13 protein-coding genes are annotated in these 17,523 nt (G+C 63.2%); 6 read left to right on the top strand and 7 right to left on the bottom strand.

Annotated features, from left to right (window positions below):
- The first annotated feature begins 28 nt into the window (after positions 1-28).
- Together larAH6 and K349_RS0102645 are read left to right on the top strand one after the other, a co-directional pair.
- A complete protein-coding gene (larAH6, locus tag K349_RS0102650) occupies positions 29-1,303 on the top strand; it encodes a nickel-dependent malate racemase, LarAH6 family (RefSeq protein ID WP_026368334.1) in 1,275 nt (424 codons plus the stop codon).
- Positions 1,304-1,521: 218 nt separating this feature from the next.
- Positions 1,522-1,902, top strand: a complete 381-nt coding sequence (locus tag K349_RS0102645) for a RidA family protein (protein WP_026368333.1) — start codon at positions 1,522-1,524, stop codon at positions 1,900-1,902.
- Here K349_RS0102645 and mdoH read toward each other — a convergent pair.
- Genes mdoH through K349_RS0102630 form a run of 3 tightly spaced genes read right to left on the bottom strand, consistent with a single transcriptional unit; the run spans position 1,880 to position 6,043 of the window.
- A complete protein-coding gene (gene mdoH, locus K349_RS0102640; RefSeq protein ID WP_026368332.1) occupies positions 1,880-4,003 on the bottom strand; it encodes a glucans biosynthesis glucosyltransferase MdoH in 2,124 nt (707 codons plus the stop codon). The genes K349_RS0102645 and mdoH overlap by 23 nt on opposite strands.
- A complete protein-coding gene (locus K349_RS0102635) occupies positions 3,990-4,508 on the bottom strand; it encodes a hypothetical protein (RefSeq protein ID WP_026368331.1) in 519 nt (172 codons plus the stop codon). Before K349_RS0102635 ends, mdoH begins: the two co-directional genes overlap by 14 nt.
- Before the next feature lie 17 nt (positions 4,509-4,525).
- Positions 4,526-6,043 carry an OpgD/OpgG family glucan biosynthesis protein gene (locus K349_RS0102630; protein WP_034264587.1) on the bottom strand — a complete coding sequence of 506 codons (1,518 nt, stop codon included), beginning with the start codon at positions 6,041-6,043 and terminating at the stop codon, positions 4,526-4,528.
- Between the two features lie 710 nt (positions 6,044-6,753).
- Here K349_RS0102630 and K349_RS0102620 point away from each other — a divergent pair.
- Positions 6,754-7,926, top strand: a complete 1,173-nt coding sequence (locus K349_RS0102620; protein WP_026368328.1) for a cation:proton antiporter — start codon at positions 6,754-6,756, stop codon at positions 7,924-7,926.
- Between the two features lie 7 nt (positions 7,927-7,933).
- Here K349_RS0102620 and K349_RS17725 read toward each other — a convergent pair whose 3' ends face one another.
- Positions 7,934-10,225 (bottom strand): histidine kinase dimerization/phosphoacceptor domain -containing protein, encoded by a 2,292-nt coding sequence (locus K349_RS17725; RefSeq protein ID WP_169731294.1) that lies wholly within the window; start codon positions 10,223-10,225, stop codon positions 7,934-7,936.
- 398 nt (positions 10,226-10,623) lie between these two features.
- Here K349_RS17725 and K349_RS0102610 point away from each other — a divergent pair, with 398 nt between their 5' ends.
- Positions 10,624-12,705, top strand: a complete 2,082-nt coding sequence (locus tag K349_RS0102610) for a methyl-accepting chemotaxis protein (RefSeq protein ID WP_026368326.1) — start codon at positions 10,624-10,626, stop codon at positions 12,703-12,705.
- Positions 12,706-13,161: 456 nt separating this feature from the next.
- Positions 13,162-13,482: a YerC/YecD family TrpR-related protein gene (locus tag K349_RS0102600; protein WP_026368325.1), complete on the top strand. Its 321-nt coding sequence runs from the start codon at positions 13,162-13,164 to the stop codon at positions 13,480-13,482.
- 131 nt (positions 13,483-13,613) lie between these two features.
- On the opposite strand, the gene K349_RS0102595 is transcribed toward K349_RS0102600, so the two are convergent.
- From K349_RS0102595 to K349_RS0102585, 3 genes are all read right to left on the bottom strand, one after another.
- Positions 13,614-14,921 carry a TRAP transporter large permease gene (locus K349_RS0102595; RefSeq protein WP_026368324.1) on the bottom strand — a complete coding sequence of 436 codons (1,308 nt, stop codon included), beginning with the start codon at positions 14,919-14,921 and terminating at the stop codon, positions 13,614-13,616.
- Positions 14,922-14,936: 15 nt separating this feature from the next.
- The gene (locus tag K349_RS0102590) at positions 14,937-15,407 is read right to left on the bottom strand and encodes a TRAP transporter small permease (protein WP_026368323.1); all 471 of its coding nucleotides are present in this window, start codon (positions 15,405-15,407) and stop codon (positions 14,937-14,939) included.
- Positions 15,408-15,583: 176 nt separating this feature from the next.
- On the bottom strand, positions 15,584-16,657 hold the full coding sequence (locus K349_RS0102585; RefSeq protein WP_026368322.1) for a DctP family TRAP transporter solute-binding subunit: 1,074 nt from the start codon (positions 16,655-16,657) through the stop codon (positions 15,584-15,586).
- A gap of 519 nt (positions 16,658-17,176) precedes the next feature.
- Here K349_RS0102585 and K349_RS0102580 point away from each other — a divergent pair.
- On the top strand, positions 17,177-17,515 hold the full coding sequence (locus K349_RS0102580) for an STAS domain-containing protein (protein WP_026368321.1): 339 nt from the start codon (positions 17,177-17,179) through the stop codon (positions 17,513-17,515).
- Positions 17,516-17,523 lie beyond the last annotated feature (8 nt).

Below are 17,523 nucleotides of genomic sequence, written 5' to 3'. Positions count from 1 at the left end.
TCTCCGGTGGAAAGGAGCGTGATCTTCCATGAACTTCAGCTTTCCCTACGGTAGAGGCACGCATGAGTTCCGGCTCGACGAGGCCAGGATCTCCCAGGTGCTCCTTCCTCCTGAAGTGAAGGCGGTGCCCTGTACCGCCGCCGATGTGGAGGCCGCGCTGGACCATCCCGTGGGAACGCCGCCGCTTCTGGAGCAGCTTCAGGCGAGAAAACCCGAAAGGGTCGTGGTGGTGGTGAACGACATCACTCGCCCCACTCCCTACGCGCTGCTGCTGCCTCCGGTGCTGCGGCGTTTCGCCGAGGCGGGCATTCCGGACGAAAAAGTGACCCTGGTGGTGGCCACGGGCATCCACGATCCCCACACGCCGGAGCAGAATCTCCAGGTTTACGGGGAGGAGTTGGTCCGGCGCTTCCGAATCGTCTCCCACGCGGCGGACGATCCGGATTCCCTCGTCTCTTTGGGAACGCTTGCCACCGGATCGGAGCTTTTCGTCAACCGGCTGGTGGCCGAGGCGGATTTTCTGCTCACTCTGGGGGTCGTCATGCCCCATTATTTCGCCGGATATTCCGGGGGGCGGAAATCCATTCTCCCCGGCGTGGCCGGAAAGGAGTCGGTGGAGCGCAACCATGTGCGCATGGTGGCCCTCATGGACGATCTTCCCGACCTGGACGCCAATCCCCTGCACCTGGAGATGCTCGAGGCGGCCCGGAGGGTGGGGGTGGATTGCATCCTCAACGTGGTGACGAACGAGAACGGAGAGGTCGTGAAGGTCGTCGCGGGGGACGTGGAACAAGCCTGGAAGGAGGCGGTGGCCGTCTCGTCCGCCCTCTACGAGGTGCCCGTCGTGGAACGCGCCGACGTGGCCATCGTCTCTGCCTGCGGCCATCCCCGGGACATCAACGTCTATCAGGCCCAGAAAGCCCTGGACCACGCGGACAAGGCCACGAAAGCGGGAGGCGCCATCGTCCTCGTGGCAGACTGTCCCGGTGGCTACGGAGAGAGGGTCTTCGAGGAGTGGCTGAACGCAGCCTCCCGCCCGGAGGACATCGTGGCGCGGATCCGGAGGGAGTTCAGAATGGGAGGGCACAAGGCCTTCGGCATCGCCAAGGTTGCGGCGGCGAAGAAAATCTACCTGGTGACCTCCATGAGCGGGGAGATGGTACGGAAGCTCTTCGCCGAAAAGGCCGCCTCCGTGGAGGAGGCCCTGGGCCGCATCGAGGCGGAGAGAGGAGCGGCGTTTCGCTGCATCGTCATGCCCCAGGGGAGCCTCACTGTTCCCGTGTTTGCCCCGGAGGGACGGTGACGCGACGCCGGAAACGCCGAAGCGGGTGCTTTTCCGGTCCGATCCGATGTGTAAGGTGCCTTGGGCGCGCTTCGAAGCGCGCGGACGTGTCGGAGGGGCCCTCTCGAAGCGCAGGGTGTCCAGCGCCGTGCCTCCTCCTTCTTTCGGTCCAGAGACCGGGCAATGCTACAATGACGGCGCAGGCTCAACCATCTGAAAAAACGAGGAGGGTCCATCGCATGAAACAGCCCGTACATCCCGAAAGCGCGCCCAAACCCCTCGGCCCCTATACGCCGGGGCTTCTCGTGGGCAATCTGGTCTTCGTGGCCGGACAGGGGCCCCTGGATCCGAAGACGGGGGCGACCGTGGGCGACACCATCACTGAACAGACCCGGCAGGTGCTCACGAACATCCGCTCGATTCTCGAGGCGGCGGGAGCGTCCATGGACGAGGTGGTCAAGTCCACGGTGCACCTGGCGAACCTGGAGGATTTCGCGGCCTTCAACGCGGTGTACCGGGAGTTCTTTTCCGAGCCCTATCCGGTGCGCACCACCGTGGGAAGCGCCCTGCTCGACGACATTCTCGTGGAGATCGATGTCATCGCCGTGAAGAAGGCATAAAGAAAGCGAGTCCCCACCGGGCGGCGTTCTCCCGTCCGGGAAGCTCCCATACGCGACGGTGCAGCTCGGCGAGGCGGAAGGGATCCAGAAGAAGCTCCATCTTCTCCCTCGCCGAGAGACTTCCCGGACCCAGGGAGAGAGCCTTTTCCTCGATCTCCCGGCGGCGGTGCTCCACGGCGGGGGCGGCGCGGCGGCGGCGCAGGAGCAGGGAGGTGTGGAGCTGGTGCACCACCGGGTCCGCCACGGCCCTGACGAACCCCTCGCCGGGGGGAATCGGCAGGGGCGAGTAGGGACGGGGGCGGTTCAAATTCGCTTCCAGGTCGCGCAGCTCCCGGGGCGGATTCGACTCCTCCGGAATGAGGAGGAGCTTCCACTTGCGGAGCAGGCGCCCCAGGGACGCTCCGCTGGTGAATACCGAGAGGAACGCTCCCAGGACGAGGGGGACGAGCACCGGCGAAATCCACCAGAAGAAGGTGGGGTTCGCCAGATAGACCAGACCGCCCCAGAGCAAGGCGGCGACCATGCTCAGCCAATGCGCCCGGAAGGCATCCCCCCAGGAGGTCTCCCGGTCGCTCCGGATCTGACTTCCCCAGGTGACGCGTCGTCCCAGCAGGGTCGTGACCACGAAGGTGGTGTGGAAGAACATGCGGACCGGCGCAAGCAGGGTGGACACCGCCACCTCCAGGAAGACGCTCGCCGCAAGTTTTCCCGCGCCTCCGTAGAGATGGGCCTCCCGATTCTTGAGGACGATGAGGAGCACCGCGAAGAGCTTGGGGAGAAAGAGCACCACCGCCGTGGAGGCGAGGAGCGTGATGGCCCAGTGGGGATACCACACGGGCCAGTCGGGAAAGAGTGCGGGGCCCGAAAAGTATTTGGGCTCTAGAATCGCCTCCAGAATCGCTTCGACGCTGCTGAGGAGCAGGAAGACGAACCAGAGAAGCGCCGAACCGTAGGACATGATGCCGTTCAGGAACAGCGCCCGGTGGGCGGGAAAGAGCCCCCGGGTGAAGAGCAGCCGCAGGTGCTGCAAATTCCCCTGGCACCACCGGCGGTCCCGTTTCAGCTCGTCCAGCAGTGTCGGGGGCGTTTCCTCGTAGCTGCCCCGCAGGTCGTAGGCGAGCCACACACTGAACCCGGCGCGGCGCATGAGGGCCGCCTCGACGAAATCGTGGCTCAGGATGTCCCCTCCCAGAGGTCCCTTTCCCGGAAGACGCGGCAGCTGGCAATGCTCCATGAAGGGGCGAACCCGGATGATGGCGTTGTGCCCCCAGTACTGGGCGTCGCCGAGCTGCCAGAAATGGAGCCCCGCAGCGAACATGGGGCCGTAGACGTGGTTGGCGAACTGTTGCACCCGGGCGAGAAGGCTTTCCCGGTTCACCGCGGCGGGGGGTGTCTGGAGGATGCCCACGTCGGGTCTTCGTTCCATGATGCCCACCATGCGGAGCATGGTCTCCCCGGCCATGACGCTGTCCGCGTCGAAGACGATCATGTAGCGGTAGTTCTTTCCCCAGCGGCGGCAGAAATCCGCCACGTTGCCGCTCTTTCTCTTGGCGTTGCTCCGGCGCCGCCGATAGAAAATTCTGCCGAAGGCGTTCTTCTCGCGGCAGAAGGCGAACCACGCCGCCTCCTCCTCCACCCAGCCGTCCGGATCGGGAGTGTCGCTGAGGATGAAGATGTCGAAGAGGTCGGACCGGCCCGTGCGCTCCAGGGAGTCGTAGACGGTACGCACTCCCGCGAAGACGCGCTCCGGGTCCTCGTTGAAGACCGGAACCAGGATGGCTGTGCGGGCCTCCCGGTCGATTTCCCGGGGATCGTCCTCCTCTCCCGCAAGGGAGACCGCGAAGGCGTCCCGGCCGAGGCAGAGGCGGAGGGCGCCGATGCTCGCCGTCCAGAAGCCGATGGAAATCCAGCCGAAGAGCACGGCGAAGACCGCGGTCAGGGCAAGCTCCAGCGGTGTGCCGCCCTTGTGGGGGAGCACCGCCGCCATGGTGCGCGTGGCCGTGACGGTGGGCAGGACGATAAGAGCCACGAGGAGCAGACGTCGCCAGCTCGCGGCCCGCACCCAGGCGAAGTGCGGCGGACGGGCGCTAGAGGTCGCCATTGTGGTCGCTCTTCCTTTTCATCTGTTCCGGAGCGGAGGCCTCTCCGGCGGACAAGGCTGCATGCCGCTCCCGGTCGGTCTGCCCCAAGAGGTCCCGCATCCAGCGCGTGAGAAAGCGCTTCAGCCCCGAGAGCCAGGGAAGGCGGTCCAGCTCCTTCGCCACCATGGTGCCCCGGTTCAGAGGCGGCTGGGAGGAGAGATGCGCTCCTTCGGAAGTGCGGATTCCCCGGTCGAGGCCGTGTTCCGCCAGCAGCTCCCGCAGAGTCCGCATGGCCTTCGTCACATCCGTGGGGCCCGAACGTTTCAGGGACTCCAGGGCGAGCTCCAATCCCTTGAAGGGCGGAAGATCCAGGGCGGTCACGTAGAGCACCACCCGGTCCCGGGCGATCTGCCATCCCTCGGTAGCGGAGTCCCTCCGGAGCGCTTCCGCTTCCTCTGCCGCCGTTTTTTCCGTGCCCGCCGTATCGAAGGGGACTCCGGTCTCCGGCATTTTCGTGTCTCGCACGACAGGTTCCTCCTCCGTCATTGCAGCAGGTCGTAGGTCCAGGTCACGGTGAGGGGGTCCGGAAGGTTCTCCCCCTTTTTCAGCAGCGCCGAAAGACGGATGGGCGGGCGATGGGCCGGAAAGACCGCCTTGAATTTTCCCTCGGGGACGGTGCGGACCTGAAAGACAAGGCGCCAGCCGCCGGTGACATCGTTTTTGTGAAGTTGCTTTTCCAGGAGCTGGCCTCCTTCGCCGACAGTGATGACGCTTGAAAGTCCCGCATCGGCGGAGAGGGTTTCCAGCTCTCCCCCCTCGAAGTCGAGGACGAACTTCGTGATGTCCGGAGCGCTTTTGGCGGTACGGGTGGAGGCGGGAACGCCGAGGGAGAACAGATCCTTCGGCAGAGCGCACCAGCGCAGGCGGTAGGAGAAGGCGAGGGGGTCGTTTTCCTCCTCCACATCCGTGGTGCCCTCCTCCGGAGCGGAAGGTTCGGGGACCCAGAAGGCGACCATGTTGTCGTTGATCTCCTCCTCCGAGGGGATCTCGATGAGCTCCACCCTGCCGGGACCCCATTTGCCCTTCGTCTCCACCCAGAGGCTCGGGCGCAGTTCGTAGCGCGCCTCCAGGTCCTGATAGTGGTCGAAGAGGCGGTCCTGCTGGAGCAGGCCGAATCCGGCGAGGTTTCCCGCCTTCCAGGAAGAAATTCCCAGGCGCTTGCTGTTTTGCAGGGGGCGCCAGAACCATTCCCCCTCGCTGGTGTGCAGAAGGAGCACGTCCGAGTCGTGCACCTCCGGGCGGTAGTCGCCGGGGCGGCCGTTCTCGGCCTCGCCGAAGAGGAACATGCTCGTGAGGGGCGCGATGCCGAGTTTCGCCACGTCGGCCCGGCGGAAGAGGCGGGCATCCACGTCCATGACCGTCTCCTCCCCGGGAGTGATGATGAACTTGTAGGCCCCGGTGATGCTCGGGCTGTCCAGCAGGGCGTAGAGTGTGAATGAGGTGTCCCCCGAGGCGGGTTCCAGAAGCCAGAACTCCCGGAAGCAGGGAAATTCCTCCCCCGAAGGGAGCGCCGTGTCGATGGCAAGCCCCCGGGCGGACAGACCGTACTGGAGTCCCTTGGCGACGCCGCGGAAGTAGCTCGCCCCGAGGAAGACCGCTACCTCGTCCTTGTAGTCCGGTCTGTTGATCGGAAAGTGGATCCGGAACCCCGCGAAGCTCAGATCCTCCGGAAAGGGCTCCTTGAACTCGTTGTCTCCGTAGTCGAAAAAGTCCCGAGAATAGGGGACGGGACTCGGTCCCTCGGCGTTCACCACGTTGATTTTCACCAGGCGGTTGTAGAACATGCCTGGATGGAAGAACTGCACTTCGAAGGGAAGTCCTCTGTCCCGCCAGAGCGCGTGCTCCTTGCGGAAGCGGATGTCCCGCCACTGGTCGTAGCTGAGCTTGAGCAGAAACTCCGGAACCTCTCCCTCGGAGTTTTCATAGGGGCGGGACGCCAATTCCCGGGCGCGCTCCGCCACGGCTCGCAGGCCGAATCCCCCCGTGCTCTGTGCCGCCATGGCCCGCGGAGCGTTCTCCCCCGGCGACAGGCACAGGGCGAACAGAAGACACAGAAACAGGAGCCCTCCTCGGAGCGGTCTTCTTTCTGTTCGGAGTTCCCTGTCCGCAATACTTTGGTCCCTTCGGCGGAGCCGCCCCCGGGCAATTTCTCCATATTTTCTTCGACATGTCCCGATCACACCGAACCCTCCCTGGTTTTTCCGAAACGTGGCAAAGCGAACTGAGCGGAAAACATTCTAAACCCGTCGAACGCCGCCGCAAAGAGCCATTCCGCCGAGTCCGGCTGTTTCGTCGGAAAATTCGGTACATGTTCGTTTTCAGGGAAAAGCGTTCCTATGATACAATCCAACGCACGGAAGAACCCAAGAATGTGCTCGAATTTCTCCGGCAAGACGTTGTCTCTGTTCATGATCGCTCGCATCGGGGCGTATTCGGGTGCTTCTGAAGGAGTTCGCCGGAACGCAGCACCGGCGGCGTCTTTTCTGTCCGTTCCGGAGGGGCGGCGGAGGTTCACCGGGGGCCGGTTCCACCTCTGTCGCGTTTGCGTTGACACTCCAAGCGTAAATTTCTTTAGGGAATCTCTGAATAAGGCTGCGTCAGCCCCGCAGGGCGCCTCGCAGAGCCTGATGCGACCCGAGTCAAGGGAAAGCGAAAGGCCTTTATTCAGAGCTTCCTTAGGAAAGAACGGAAAGGGAGGTGATCCTCCGAAATGAATACGCTCCTGCTCTTCACGGTGGTCATGTTTGTGCTGCTGCTCTTTCCGCGGCTTCTCAACCGCCTGGGCATTCCGAACGTCACGGCGGAGATCGCCGCGGGCATTCTCGTCGGCCCCTACGGATTCGGGCTTATCGAGCCCAATTCGGCACTCAAGGCCATCGCCCAGCTCGGGCTCGTCTTTCTCATGTTCCTGGCGGGCATGGAGATGGACCCCCAGGTCTTCCGGGGAAACCGGAACCGCACGGTCCTGCTCACGTGCTGCAACGGGGGGATTCCCTTTCTCGGGGGGCTGCTCGTGGGGCGCTTCTTCGGGCTGGGGTGGCTCGAGGCGGTGCTCCTCGGGTCCATCTTCACCTCCTCCTCGGTGGGAATCATCATTCCCGTCTTCCGGGAGATACGGGGTTCCGGCGAGAGAGTTCAACGCATGGGCGACCTGGTCATCAGCGCCGTGGTGATCATGGACATCCTCTCCCTCCTCGTCCTCTCGGTGGTGGTGCGCATCCAGGCGGGAGGGGCCGGGGGCATCTGGCTCTTCATTCTCTCCGCGGTGCTTTTTCTCGCGGCGGTGCTCTATCTCGTGCCCAAGATCGGACACCGCTTCTTCCGTCTCGACCACGGCACGCTGGTCCATTTCGAGACGGAGGTACGCTTTATCCTCTTCGTTCTCCTTCTCGTCACGTTTCTGGCGGAGGTGTTGCACGTACACGCCATCGTGGGAGCCTTTCTCGCCGGGGTGGCCCTGTCGGAGACCTTCGATGTCCACGCCTGCAAGGATTGCGAAGAGAAGCTCACCACCCTGGGCTATTCCTTCTTCATTCCCATCTTCTTTCTCGTCATGGGCATGGAGACCAACCTGGGAGTGCTGTTCCAGGCGAGAGAGAACCTTTTCATCACCATCACGGTGGTCCTGGGGCTGATCTGCACCAAGGCGGGAAGCGGGGCTCTCGCGGGGACGCTGCTCGGCATGCCCTTCCGGGAGAGCCTCGGCATGGGGTTCGCCACCATCCCTCAGCTCTCGGCCACCCTCGCCGCCGCGGCGGTGGGACGAGAGCTGGGCCTGCTCAACGAGGCGTTCTTCGTGGCCATCGTGGTTCTGAGCATCGTCACCACCATGATCTCTCCCGTGGTGACGCGCCGTCTTCTGGCCCCCCGGCGGCCGACGTGACGCGCCGTTACAGGGGGAAGCGGATCTCGAAGACCACGGGGTTTGCCGTGCGGACCCGGAGTGTGCCGTCGAGCTGCCGCACCAGGGCCTCCACGATGGTCATGCCGAGTCCCGTGGCGCCGGTGGCGTACTCTTCCCGCAGCGGTGCGCCGTCGTTCGAGACGGAAAGCGTCGCCTCCGCCTTCGCACTCCGGAGAGAAACGGTGATGGTGCCTTTTTTCGTGTCGGAAAATCCGTGTTTGCATGCGTTCATGAGGAGTTCTCCCACCACGAGACCGCAGGGGATTGCCTTGTCCACGGGAAGGGCCGTGGCGTCCACGGAGGTGACGATGGTCACCTCCGCATCGCGGGGAAGGGACACTTCTCCGAAATAACGCACGAGCTGCTCCAGATAGATTTTCATGTCCACCGTGGAGAACTCCGACGTGCGGTAAAGGAGGTCGTGCACCAGTGCCATGGTCCGGACCCGACTCTGCCCCTTCCGAAGCTGCTCCGCCAGTTCGGGGAGTGCGGCGCGCTGGGCCTGGAGGCTCAGAAGGCTGGAGATGACCTGAAGGTTGTTCTTCACCCGATGGTGCACTTCCCGGAGCAGCACTTCCTTGTCCTGCAGGGAGATCCGCAGCAGTTCCTCCACCCGTGTCCGCTCGGCGATCTCCTCCTCCAGCGCGCGGTTCGTCTCTTCCAGCTCCGCAGTGCGCTCTCGCACGGCGCCGTCCAGGTTTTGGTTCAGTTCCCGAAGTTGCGCGAACTGTGTCGCGAGGGAGGTGTGCATACGGCGCACGTTTGTGGCGAGGTGCTCCGTCTCGGCGGAGATACCTCTGGGCCAGTCCTCGACGGAATGTTCGGGAGAGAGCTTCTCCGTGAGTGTTGCCAGCCTGAGAACCGGACGGACGAGAAGTCGGCTCAGGACAAAGGAGACGATGATCGAGGCGAAGGCCATGGAGATCATGAGGAACATGGTACGGATGTAGTTTCCGAAGAGAGCGCCGCCGGAAGCGTCCAGGGGGGAGGCGACGAGCATGGTCCAGCCGGGCATTTCCTCGTAGACCACGCGGTCCACGAGGATGGTACGCATCCAGAGGTACACCAGCGGGATGCTCCCTCTTCTGTCCGAACGGGGCTTGATCCGCAGGGGAAAGGGCCCGGCACTGTCGCGGAACTCGTCGAGGCGGGAGAGCAGGTGTTCGGGAAAGAGCGACAGAGGGCGCACGGCACCGGTGTTGTCGTCCACGAGAAGCGCCTGGACGCCGAGCGTTCGGAGCTGTTCCGCCAGATCGTCGAAGACGGGCGTCGGGTCGGTGGCGAGGACGACGAAAGAGTTTCCCGTTTCCGCCACCACGAAGACCCGGTAGGTTTCTTTTCCCAGGGGGCAGAGGAGAAAGGAGACATCCTCCGGGGCGGCTCCGGTCCGGGAACGCTGGAGGTGCTCCAGTACGGGCGAGGGAAGAAGCCTCTCCGGGGGAACTTCGGTGTCGTCGAGGAAGGATCTGGCCGTCGTGCCGTTCCGGCTGACGAGGTAGATCTCGAGGATGCTTGTGCCGACGAAGGGATTTTCCTGTGCGGAAAGGTGTCCCTCCGAAGTCACGTGGGCGATGAAGGGGAGTGCCTGGACCAAAGGAGTCTTCCATTGCGCCATCCGTCGCTGCACCAGCCGCAGGGCCTCGGAGCGCCTGCGCTCGGTGGCGGACTCGATGTCGTCATCGAGGTGAAGCGTGCCGTGAAGCATGACGGCGAGAAGGGGCACGATGGCAAGGAAGAGCATGCCGCAGAGAAGAAGGTGCTCCAGAGGCGGGCGGTCGGGAGCATGTTTCGGCCCCGGAAAAGTCCGGAACGGAAGAATCGTGACGACGAGGAAAGCCGTGAGGGCGTTGAAGAGGCTGTTCACGTCGCATTTGAGAACCAGGAAGAACACCCCTTCCCAGTCCATGCCGTAGAGTCCCTTCCAGAGCAGGAGAAGCTGCATGTTGCCGAAGGTGATCCAATAGAGGAAATCCAGCAGGAAGAGGTTGTTCAGGTACCGTCTTCCGAACCCCACCGCGAGAGCTTCCGTCATGTAGTTGATGATAGCCCAGGGATGTCCCCAGAGCACAACGGTGTAGGCCGAGGAGACAAGTGCCGCGAGAGCACCGGCAAGAGGGCCGAAGCGCCACGCCGCGAGAAGAACGAAGATGCTGCCGAAGAGAAAATCGACACCGGGAAGCAGATTCAGGCCGAAGGCGTTTCCCAGGAAGGCAAGAACAACAAGGCCTGCGAGGGGAAACACGGTCCGTGGCAGGGAACGGGCTTGTTCTGTGCTCATGGTTTTCTCCATTCTCTCCGGCCGTTTCCGATTTTCCCCGGTGCTCCCGAAGGCGTGGCGGAATCCGGTCCGGCTGCGGTCGCGTCGGCGGTGTCGATGGGTGGACAGCGCGTTGCCCCATTATGAAAGAGGTACAAAAAAAGAGCAAGAGGTGCGTCCGAACAATGTCGCCGGGAAAAGGAGTTCTCCTCCGGGCCGGGGCGTGGTGATCGCGGAAGGAATGCGGGCGATGCCATCACGGAAAAGCGGAGGCGGAGAGGAAGAGAAAAGTACGACAGAACGAACATTGTCAGGTGTGACGAAACCTCGTATCATCTCAAATGGAATGATTCTATGTTGCGTTGTTCTTTTCGCGAAACCACCATACAAAGACGGACGAGAGAAAGGGTGCGGTATTCATGAAAAGAAGTCTGCTGGCAAAGCTCCTCCTTCCACTGGGAATCCTCGTGGTGCTTTTCGTCGCGTCCCTGTCGGTGACGTTTTTCGTCACCTCCGGGCAGGCACGGGACGGCGTCGTGATCAATCTGGCGGGACGTCAGCGCATGCTCTCTCAGAAGATGGCCAAGGATGCCTACCTGTATCTGCTCACCTCAGATGCGTCGGTTCTCGCAGAGCTGGACCGGTCCGCCACCGCCTTCGACAGGACCCTGAAGGCACTCGCCGAGGGAGGGGACGCGCCGCTGGATCTGAAGGGCACGCTCCTGGTTGCGCTTCCCGTTCCCTCGCCGAAGGCGGCGGCGGCGCTGGGAGCGGTGCGTTCCCTCTGGAACCCTTTCAGGGACATTCTCGGTTCCCTTCGGAATGCGGCTTCGTCCGGTTCCGGAAAAGACACCCTTGAGGCTATCCGCAGGGCGGAACCGGAAATTTTGAGGGCCATGGACGGTGCCGTGTCGGTTTTCCAGGCGGAGGCAGAGACGAAGGTCGTTCTTCTCGAACGGTCCCAGGAGCTGGCGCTCGTCATCGCCGTCGCGGTGGCCCTGCTCTGCGTGTTCTTTTATCTGCGGGCTATTTTGGCGCCAACGCGAAGCATGCTCCGACTCATGGAGAGCTTCGCCAGTTCGGGAGGCGATCTCACCCGACGCCTTCCCGTGCGGACCAACGACGAAATTGGCCGCCTCGGAGGCGCCTTCAACGTCTTCGTGGAGTTTCTCCGCAGTTCCTTCTGGCGTTTCTCCAAGGGGGTGCAGCAGTTCCTCGCCATCTTCTACAGCGTCAACAGCTCCCTCGATGCCTTCAGCGAGGAATTCGGCGAGGTGAGGGAGCGTACGGTCGTGGGCGCCGGAGCGGTGCAGAAAATCACCGGGGCGGTACAGCAGCAGTATGCCAGCTCCGAGGAGATCGCCTCCACGGCCCAGTCCCTGGCGCGTATCGCCGAGGAACTGAACGGCGCCGTTTCCGAGGTGGCCCGGGATGCGGAGGGGGGCGAGGCGGCCCTGGGCGCCACCATCGCCACCATCACCAGCATTCGGGAGAACGTCTCGGGCGTCTCGGAACGCGCTGTCTCCCTTGCGGAACAGGCAAAGGTCATCAATTCGGTGGTGCAGGCCATCACGGGTATTGCGGAACAGACAAACCTCCTCGCTCTCAACGCGGCCATCGAAGCCGCCAGGGCTGGTGACGCGGGGCGGGGCTTCGCCGTCGTCGCGGAGGAAGTACGCACCCTTGCGGAAGAGAGCAGGAAGGCGGCGGCACGGATTGGCGAAAACCTGTCCACGCTCATGAAAGGTGTTGCCGGAACGTCCGGGGATATTCAGGGCATGGCCCGGGAAATGGAGCGGGTCGGTGCGCAGATTTCCGGCGTGGTGCACTCCATCTCCGCCATTCTCCGCCGCATGGCCGGTGTGAACGAGGCCTCCCAGAGCGTTGCCGCCGGAGCGGAGGAACTGAGTGCCTCCTCCCAGGAAATGGCCTCGGGAGCGGAGTCGGTTTCCCAGTTCGCACTGGAGCTCGGTGCCGTCATCGGGAGCGTGGAGAAGAGCGTTCTCCGTCTCGGCGATTCGGTGGTCCTGCTCCGGAAACAGATCGCCGACGGCGCCGAGACGGGGCGTTCCGTCCTCGATGTTCTGTCGCATTTCTCCATCACCACCTGCGAGGAGTTTACAGAGATCTGCCGCATCGCCATCGACGGCCACGCGGCGTGGATGCAGCGCCTCGATGACTACATCCGGGGCGGGCTCTGGAACCTCGAGACCGATCCGACGCGCTGCCGCTTCGGCATCTTTCTCGCCGTGACGGACACGCCTCCCGCAGTGGCCGCGGAATGGGGAGAGATTCGCCGGCTTCACGACGAACTGCACCATCTGGGGCATGCCGTGCGGGACGCCGGACGGAGCGGAAAGACGGAACAGCTGGAGGAGCTGCACAGGAAGGCGCGTACCATCAGCGAGGCGCTGACGCGCAAGCTCGAAGACGTGATCCGCCGTTGCGGGGAAAGGAATGCCGGCGCTGCTCCCCTCGAGGCCCTGCCTTCGGGACGCTGAGACGCTTTTCCTGTTTTGAACAGGATTCCCTATCAGGTTTTCTTGTTGCCCGAAGAATTCCTTGACGGGCATGGCGGCATTTTTTCGTTATCAAAAGAACGTCAACGTCATCTGTGCTTTTCTTCCGTTTCATGGTATCCTGATGGAGTGGGGAAAGGGGAGATTTTCTTCCGGAAAGTCAGCCCGAGAGGAAGTGTGCCCCTGAAAAGAGGAAACCTCTTGAGGGAACGCGGAGGAGGGCCCCATGCTCGATGGAGGACTGCACAAGTGTCGGAATCCGGCCCGCCGATGCTCCGACGGGAAGCCGGGGCGGTTTTTCCGGTCGTGCTCCGCGATGCGCGGAGGTCGGACGGAAGATGGTTTTGTCGGATGGATGAACGCAACTGCCTGGAGGATGCCGCAACGGGTGTGGTACTCCGGAATGTAATGGCAGTGGGTATAAAAGGAGGAAAAGGCATGTCGGTGAAATGGAAGGACAGCTCCACGGATCGTCTCTGCGAGGCGATTCTCTGCCTCAAGACGCAGGACGAAATGTACCGCTTTCTCGAGGATGTGGGCACCATCGGCGAGTTGAAGGCGTTGGCCCAGCGGCTCGAGGTGGCCCGCCTCCTTCACGAGGGGCTCAACTACGGGGAGATCTCCCGGATGTCCGGCGCCAGCTCGGTGACCATCAGCAGGACCAAAAAGGCTCTCGACTACGGGACGGATGGCCTGCTCCGCGTGCTGGAAAGGCTGAAAGCCCGAAAGGAAGACGCCCGGGAGGTCGAGCAGGCGTAGACGCGGAGAAGACTTTCCGAAAGAATCCCCGCAGGATCTTCTGTTCTTTTTGCGGAAAGACGTGGGGAGGAACGCGCACGAGCGCGCTCCTCCCCACGTTGCGTTCGAGCGTCCGGCTGTTGCGGGACGGATCAGGGCGACCCATGGAGCCCCAGTACTGAGGGAAGCCAGGTGCTCAAGGAGGGGATCAGGGACACCACCGCCAGGGCCAGGGCGGAGGCCGCGATGAGCGGAAGGGCCGGAGGCGTGAGTTCCTCCATGGTGAGGCCGCTGATGTTGGCTCCCACGTAGAGGTTCACCGCCACGGGGGGTGTCACCTGTCCGATGGCGAGGTTGATGGTCATGACCACGCCGAACCACACGGGATCCCAGCCGAAGTGGGCGATGATGGGCATGAGGATGGGAAGAAAGACGTAGAAGATGGAGATGGCGTCCAGAAGCATTCCCGCGAAGAGAAGAATGAGGTTGATCATCAGGAGAACCACCAGCGGCGAGGAGGAAACCCCCAGCAGAAGATTCGCCGCCTTGTCGATGAGTCCCACGGCGGAACCCACCCAGGAGAAGAGTCCCGCGCAGGTCACCACGAGCATGACCACCGCGGTGGAGAGCACCGTGGCGCTCAGGATCTCGTAGAGCGTCCGGAACGTGATGGTCCGATAGATGAAGACCCCCACGAAAAGCCCGTAGAAGACGGCCACCGAGGCGGCCTCGGTGGGGGTGAAGATCCCCCCGTAGATCCCGCCGAGGATGATGACCGGAGTGAAGAGCCCCCAGAGGGAACGGACGAAGGCCCGCCACAGGGCGGCGGTGGAGGTCCTGGGTTTGCCCCGGTAGTTTCGGCGCCGCGAGATGAGATAGACCGCTCCCATGAGGAAGAGGGCCACCACGATGCCCGGCAGCACGCCCGCCGCGAAGAGCGCCCCCACGGACTGCTGCATGATGTCTCCGTAGACGATGAAGGCGATGCTCGGAGGAATGACGATGGCCAGGCCCGAGGCCACGGAGACCACCGCCGTGGCGAAGGGTTTGTCGTATCCCGCCGCGGCCATGCCGGGAATGAGGATGAGCCCCAGGGCCGCCACTGTGGCGGGGCCGGACCCGCTCACGGCGCCCCAGAAGGTGGCCACCCCCACCGTGGCGAGGGCGAGTCCTCCCGTGGCGGAGCCCACGAGCTCGTCGATGAGGTCGATGATGCGTTCCGCGATGCCCGCCTTCTCCATGATGACCCCGGCGAGGATGAAGAAGGGAATGGCCAGGAGGGGAAACTTGGCGATCCCGGCGAAGAAGTTGTAGGACACCATCTGATACCCCAGGTTCCAGTGCACGCACACCGCGAGGGCCGCGCCGCCCAGGCTCACCGCCACGGGAACGCGCAGGAGGAGCGGCGCGAGGAAGAGAAGGAGCATCCAGAAGGCCGGATCGGCGAGAAGTTTGTCCATGGGATGCACCTCTTCCTAGATGTCGCCTGCCCGGAGGGCGGCGGCGCTCTGCTGGAGAATGCGCACGATGACGAGGAGCGACAGGACGGGCACCGCCGCAGTGTAGACCACCACGGGAATGCCCAGGGATTCGGTGGTCACCGACAGGGCCAGTTCGTCCAGCACCTCGAGCCGCCCCAGATGGGCCAAAACGGCGAAAAACGCCACGCAGATTCCGGTGGTGGCGAGAAAGAAGATCTTTCGGACCGCGGGGGGAAAGCGGTCGTAGAAGAAGTTCATGCTCAGGTGCGCTCCCTTGCGGAAGGCCAGAGAGGTGCCGAGGAGCACGAGCCAGACGAAGAGATTCACCTCGATCTCCTCGGTGAAGGAGAAGGAGTATTTGATGAAATACCGCGTGACCACGTTGAGAAAGGCCACGGTGGTCATGACGGCGAGAATGATGGAGCCCGCGATTTCCTCGAAATGCGTCCAGAGCGTGCGGATCATGGAGAAACGGTCCTTTCGTGGAGTTTCGAAAGCAGGCGGAGTGCCGCTCCGTCTGGGGCGTGTTCCCGGAAAGAGGAGCGGCTCCTTCTGCGCTTTTCCTTCATCGGCGTCTCTTTCGAGAAAACAAGCACTCTCCGCCGAAGAGGGATCCGCCGGAGAGTGGCTGGTACATGACCTCACTGCACGGAGGCGATGTCCTCCTGGGCGGCCTTCACCAGCTCCTCGCCGATTTCCTTGGCCCACTTCTCGAAGACCGGCTGCGTCTTCTCGCGGAACGCCGCCATCTGCTCCTCCGAGAGGAACGTCACTTCCATGCCCTTCTCGGTGAGCGCCTTGTAGGGATCCACGATTTCCGGAACCATGCCCATCTCCTGGAGAACCGCGAGGGCGCTGCCGTCGTCCAACCCGACCCGGGCGAGGGCGGTCTGGTATCTGGAGGCGAGGCCGATGCACTCCATCAGGATGGCCTGGTCCTCGGGGGAGAAGCTCTTCCACACGTCGGGATTCACCGCGAAGAGGAGCGGATCGATCACGTAGTGCCACTCCGTGATGTACTTGTGGTAGTCGTAGATCTTGGAGGGAATGAGGATGCCCATGGGGTTCTCCTGCCCGTCCACCACGCCCTGCTGGAATGCCGTGGTCGCCTCGGCCCAGTTCATGTTCACCGGATTGGCCCCGAGGGCCTTGAACGTGTCGATGTAGATGGGGCTGCCCACGACGCGGATCTTGAGTCCGTCCATATCCGAGGGGGCCGCCACGGGCTTCTTGCTGTTGGTGAGCTCCCGGAAACCGTTCTCTCCCCAGCCGAGGAATTTCACGCCCTTGTTCTCCACCGCGTCGATCATCATCTTGCCCGCCTTGCCCGCCTTGACGGCGTCCATGGCCTTGAAGCGGTCCTTTCCGGAGCCGGCGAGAAAGAAGGGAAGCGCGGGGAGATTGAGTTCCTTCACCTGGGGCGACCAGTTGATGGTGGACTGGAGGGCGAAGTCGATGGCCCCGTTCCGGAGGAGGAGAAAGGCCGAGGTCTGTTTTCCCGCCGAAAGCTGGGAGCCGAAGTAGGGCTTGATGACGATGCGTCCCTCGGTCTTGTCCTTCACGATGTCCGCGAAGTACTGGGCACCCAGGCCCCACGCGGTGGTGGGACCGGGAACGACGTCCAGCTTGTACTCGTCCTTGTAGGCCGCCGTCGCGGGGACGACCAGTGCCGCCAGGAGCAATGCCGTCAGGAGCAGTGCCATTCCTTTACGCATGCGTTTCCGCCTCCTCGAATCTCTCGTCTCCGAAACGACGCGTTTCTCCTGCTTTTCGAAAAGCGTCGCCTCCTCCGATGCCGCGTCTTTCGCCTCGAATTCCCGCTCTCCCGATGCGAATTTCCCCGCATCACCTCCCGAATGCCACAACGCGCCTGCATGAGACAGAAGCGCGAAATCGTCGAATTGAAGAAGCAAGGCACCTCCGTGTCATTGGGACAGGGTAGAGGACGCTCCTCCTCCTGTCAACAAGAAAGAATCCTCGCGAGCAGCCCGCCCTTTCCGGCGAAGAACGCAGAAGAGCCCTCGCGAGCGCCTCGGAAGAAAAGCGGTCCGTGAAACGCCGCGCTCCAAACCCTTTGTCTACCTCCGGCGCTTTTCAAAACCGAAAGCTCGGAACCGCCGGACTGGTTTTGCGGAGAAAAAAGAGGCATCGTGCCGCCGCCGGGGAAATGTGGTACAAAGGAGTGGAAAAGCCCGGGAGGCGAACCGCCCTCCCCATGTCTGGAGGGATCGCTGGTGCAGATATCGATTCGCGAGGAAAAAGGCTACGCGGTGGTTGCCGTGGGCGGAAGGCTCGACGCGCTGACGGCACCGGAGTTCGAGACCCGCGGCGTCGAGTGGCTCCTGGCCGGGCACATTCGCCTCGTGATGGATTTCTCGTCCCTGGAGTACGTGAGCAGCGCGGGGCTGCGGAGCGTCCTCGTGGTGCTCAAGAAGGCGAAGAGTGTCGGCGGCTCGGTGGTGCTCTTCGGCCTTTCCGGGGTGGTGAAGGAGGTTTTCGCCATTTCCGGCTTCGATTCGCTGCTTCCCGTCGCGGAGAACGAGGCCGCCGCAGCGCTCGTGGCGGGCGCGTGAGGAGCGTT

Origin of the sequence: Aminiphilus circumscriptus DSM 16581 (genome assembly GCF_000526375.1) — a bacterium.
GTDB lineage: Bacteria > Synergistota > Synergistia > Synergistales > Aminiphilaceae > Aminiphilus > Aminiphilus circumscriptus.
Note: the sequence above shows the minus strand (reverse complement) of the source record. Positions and strands in the feature narration are given on the sequence as shown.

What these genes read in the sequence shown, in the direction of transcription:
- K349_RS0102630 (WP_034264587.1), bottom strand. Translation starts at nt 6,043, where the DNA reads ATGGCGGCACAGAGCACGGGGGGATTCGGCCTGCGAGCCGTGGCGGAG.
- K349_RS0102645 (WP_026368333.1), top strand. Translation starts at nt 1,522, where the DNA reads ATGAAACAGCCCGTACATCCCGAAAGCGCGCCCAAACCCCTCGGCCCC.
- K349_RS0102620 (WP_026368328.1), top strand. Translation starts at nt 6,754, where the DNA reads ATGAATACGCTCCTGCTCTTCACGGTGGTCATGTTTGTGCTGCTGCTC.
- K349_RS17725 (WP_169731294.1), bottom strand. Translation starts at nt 10,225, where the DNA reads ATGAGCACAGAACAAGCCCGTTCCCTGCCACGGACCGTGTTTCCCCTC.
- K349_RS0102610 (WP_026368326.1), top strand. Translation starts at nt 10,624, where the DNA reads ATGAAAAGAAGTCTGCTGGCAAAGCTCCTCCTTCCACTGGGAATCCTC.
- K349_RS0102590 (WP_026368323.1), bottom strand. Translation starts at nt 15,407, where the DNA reads ATGATCCGCACGCTCTGGACGCATTTCGAGGAAATCGCGGGCTCCATC.
- larAH6 (WP_026368334.1), top strand. Translation starts at nt 29, where the DNA reads ATGAACTTCAGCTTTCCCTACGGTAGAGGCACGCATGAGTTCCGGCTC.
- K349_RS0102600 (WP_026368325.1), top strand. Translation starts at nt 13,162, where the DNA reads ATGTCGGTGAAATGGAAGGACAGCTCCACGGATCGTCTCTGCGAGGCG.
- mdoH (WP_026368332.1), bottom strand. Translation starts at nt 4,003, where the DNA reads ATGGCGACCTCTAGCGCCCGTCCGCCGCACTTCGCCTGGGTGCGGGCC.
- K349_RS0102595 (WP_026368324.1), bottom strand. Translation starts at nt 14,921, where the DNA reads ATGGACAAACTTCTCGCCGATCCGGCCTTCTGGATGCTCCTTCTCTTC.
- K349_RS0102585 (WP_026368322.1), bottom strand. Translation starts at nt 16,657, where the DNA reads ATGCGTAAAGGAATGGCACTGCTCCTGACGGCATTGCTCCTGGCGGCA.